The 2,600-nt window shown below is 62.4% G+C and carries 3 protein-coding genes; all 3 read left to right on the top strand.

What is annotated here, in order from left to right; all coding sequences use genetic code 11:
- The first annotated feature begins 120 nt into the window (after positions 1-120).
- Positions 121-1,614 carry an IS21 family transposase gene (gene istA / locus J3474_RS22255; protein ID WP_011950768.1) on the top strand — a complete coding sequence of 498 codons (1,494 nt, stop codon included), beginning with the start codon at positions 121-123 and terminating at the stop codon, positions 1,612-1,614.
- Positions 1,611-2,378: an IS21-like element ISSsp5 family helper ATPase IstB gene (gene istB, locus J3474_RS22250; protein ID WP_007686288.1), complete on the top strand. Its 768-nt coding sequence runs from the start codon at positions 1,611-1,613 to the stop codon at positions 2,376-2,378. The genes istA and istB overlap by 4 nt, the downstream gene beginning before the upstream one ends.
- Before the next feature lie 124 nt (positions 2,379-2,502).
- Positions 2,503-2,600: TMEM175 family protein (locus J3474_RS23055; RefSeq protein ID WP_207095683.1), on the top strand; the 98-nt coding region annotated here is incomplete at its 3' end.

Genomic DNA, 2,600 nt, shown 5'->3' with positions numbered 1-2,600 from the left:
TGAGAACGGCGGAGCAATATTCGACCACGGTAGCGGCGGGATAGTCCTGCTGCGGGCGGCGTAAAAGTCGTCCACCTTGAAGCCTTTCTGCCGAGTCAGGGAGGTGTGGGGATCTACAGCGTGGAACTTTATCTTCAGGTCCGTCTGGCTTGCGCGGATGGCATGAGCCAACGGGCGGCGGCGAAGCGTTTCAATGTGTCGCGCGAAACGGTACGCAAGATGCTGTCGTTTTCATCGCCGCCGGGTTACCGGCGCCAGTCCGTACCGCAGCGCCCGAAGCTGGACGGGTTTGTGGCGATCATTGATGGATGGCTTGAGGGTGACCGCAGTGTCCCGCGCAAGCAACGCCATACGGCGAAGCGGGTATTCGACCGTTTGCGCACCGAGCATGGTTTCACCGGCGGCTATACGATCATCAAGGATTACATCCGGGAGCGCGAACAGCGCAGCCGGGAGATGTTCGTGCCGCTGGCGCACCCTGCGGGAGATGCGCAGGCCGATTTCGGGGAAGCGCTGGTGGAGATCGGCGGGGTGGAGCAGAAGGCCTACTTCTTCGCGCTCGATCTGCCGCACAGTGATGCCTGCTATGTGCGGGCCTATCCGGCGGCGGTGGCGGAGGCCTGGGTGGACGGACACGTGCATGCCTTCGCGTTTTTCGGCGCGGTACCGCGCTCGATCGTCTATGACAACGATCGCTGCCTTGTGACGAAGATCCTGCCCGACGGCACGCGGCAGCGTGCCACGCTGTTCAGCGCTTTCCTGTCACATTACGTGATCCGCGACCGCTATGCTCGCCCGGGCAAGGGGAACGAGAAAGGCAATGTGGAGGGGCTGGTAGGCTATTGCCGGCGCAACTTCATGGTGCCGATCCCGAAGTTCCCGACCTGGGAGGCGTTCAACCTGTGGCTGGAGGAGCAATGCCGCAAGCGCCAGCAGGACAAGGTGCGCGGGCAGAGCGAGACGATCGGTGAGCGGCTGCAGCGCGATCTCGCGGCCATGCAGCCTCTGCCCGCTACACCCTTCGAGGCCTGCGATCAGAAAGGCGGGAGGGTCTCCTCGCAATCCCTGGTGCGCTACAGGACCAACGATTATTCGGTTCCGGTGGCCTGGGGCCATCAGGAGGTCTGGATCAGGGCCTATGTCGATGAGGTGGTGATCGGCTGCCGCAGCGAAGTCATCGCCCGTCATCCTCGTTGCTATGCCCGCGAGGAGGTTGTCTTCGACCCGCTCCATTATCTCCCGCTGATCGAGCAGAAGATCAACGCATTCGACCAGGCTGCGCCTTTGCAGGGCTGGGACCTGCCCGAAGCGTTCACGACACTGCAGCGGTTGATGGAAGGGCGCATGCACAAACATGGCAGGCGCGAATATGTGCAGGTACTGCGCCTGCTGGAAACGTTCACCCTCGCCGATCTCCAGGCGGCGGTCGAACAGGCCATCGATCTTGGCGCCATCGGCTTCGATGCCGTCAAGCACCTCGTCCTGTGCCGGATCGAACGCGTACCGCCCAGGCTGGACCTGGACGTCTATCCCTTCCTGCCACGCACCACGGTCGAGAAGACCTTTGCCAGAGCCTATCTGAGCCTGCTCTCCGACCGGCAGGAGGCCGCATGAGCGATCAGGCCCCGGAGATCCTTCTCGCTCACCATCTCAAGGCGCTCAAGCTGCCTACGTGCCTGCGTGAGCATCACAAGCTCGCGCGGCAATGTGCCGCTGAAGGCGTCGATCATATCCGCTTCCTCGCCCGCCTCGTCGAGATGGAAATGATCGACAGGGAGCGTCGCATGGTCGAGCGGCGCATCAAGGCCGCGCGCTTCCCCGCCGTCAAAAGCCTCGACAGCTTCGACTTCGCCGCCATCCCCAGGCTCAACAAGATGCAGGTGCTCGAGATGGCGCGCTGCGAGTGGATCGAGCGGCGTGAGAACGCCATCGCTCTGGGGCCATCAGGCACCGGAAAGACGCACGTAGCGTTGGGGCTCGGACTGGCAGCATGCCAGAAAGGACTGTCGGTGGGCTTCACCACCGCGGCAGCGCTGGTCAGCGAAATGATGGAGGCCCGCGACGAGCGCCGTCTTCTGCGCTTCCAGAAGCAGATGGCCGGATACAAGCTGCTCATCATCGACGAACTGGGCTTTGTGCCGCTCTCCAAGACCGGCGCCGAACTGTTGTTCGAGCTGATCTCCCAGCGTTACGAACGCGGCTCCACCTTCATCACCAGCAACCTGCCCTTCGACGAATGGACCGAAACCTTCGGATCTGAGCGTCTCACAGGCGCGCTCCTCGATCGCCTGACCCATCACGTCAGCATCCTCGAGATGAACGGCGAAAGCTATCGCCTCGCGCACAGCCGGGCCCGCAAGGCCAAAACCAGACCCTGAAAATTACACCAATGCCGGGGGGAGTGGCCCTCGGGCTACGCCCTCACGCCACTCCCCCCGGCATGTAACACGATGGCCTGGTTTTACGCCGCCGAATGGCCGACTTTTGCTCCGCCGTTGACAGGTGCCGCATCGCGCCGATCTCGCTGCACTCGCCGAATTGTGGCCAGTGTTTCTCAGCTATGTTCTGAGCTTCATTTATGTCGGTATCTACTGGAACAA

Source organism: Novosphingobium sp. PY1, from assembly GCF_017312445.1.
GTDB lineage: Bacteria > Pseudomonadota > Alphaproteobacteria > Sphingomonadales > Sphingomonadaceae > Novosphingobium.
The sequence above is the reverse complement of the archived record's forward strand: the minus strand, read 5'-3'. Positions and strand labels throughout refer to the sequence as shown.

Coding starts and splice junctions, on each gene's coding strand:
- istB (WP_007686288.1), top strand. CDS start 1,611: ATGAGCGATCAGGCCCCGGAGATCCTTCTCGCTCACCATCTCAAGGCG.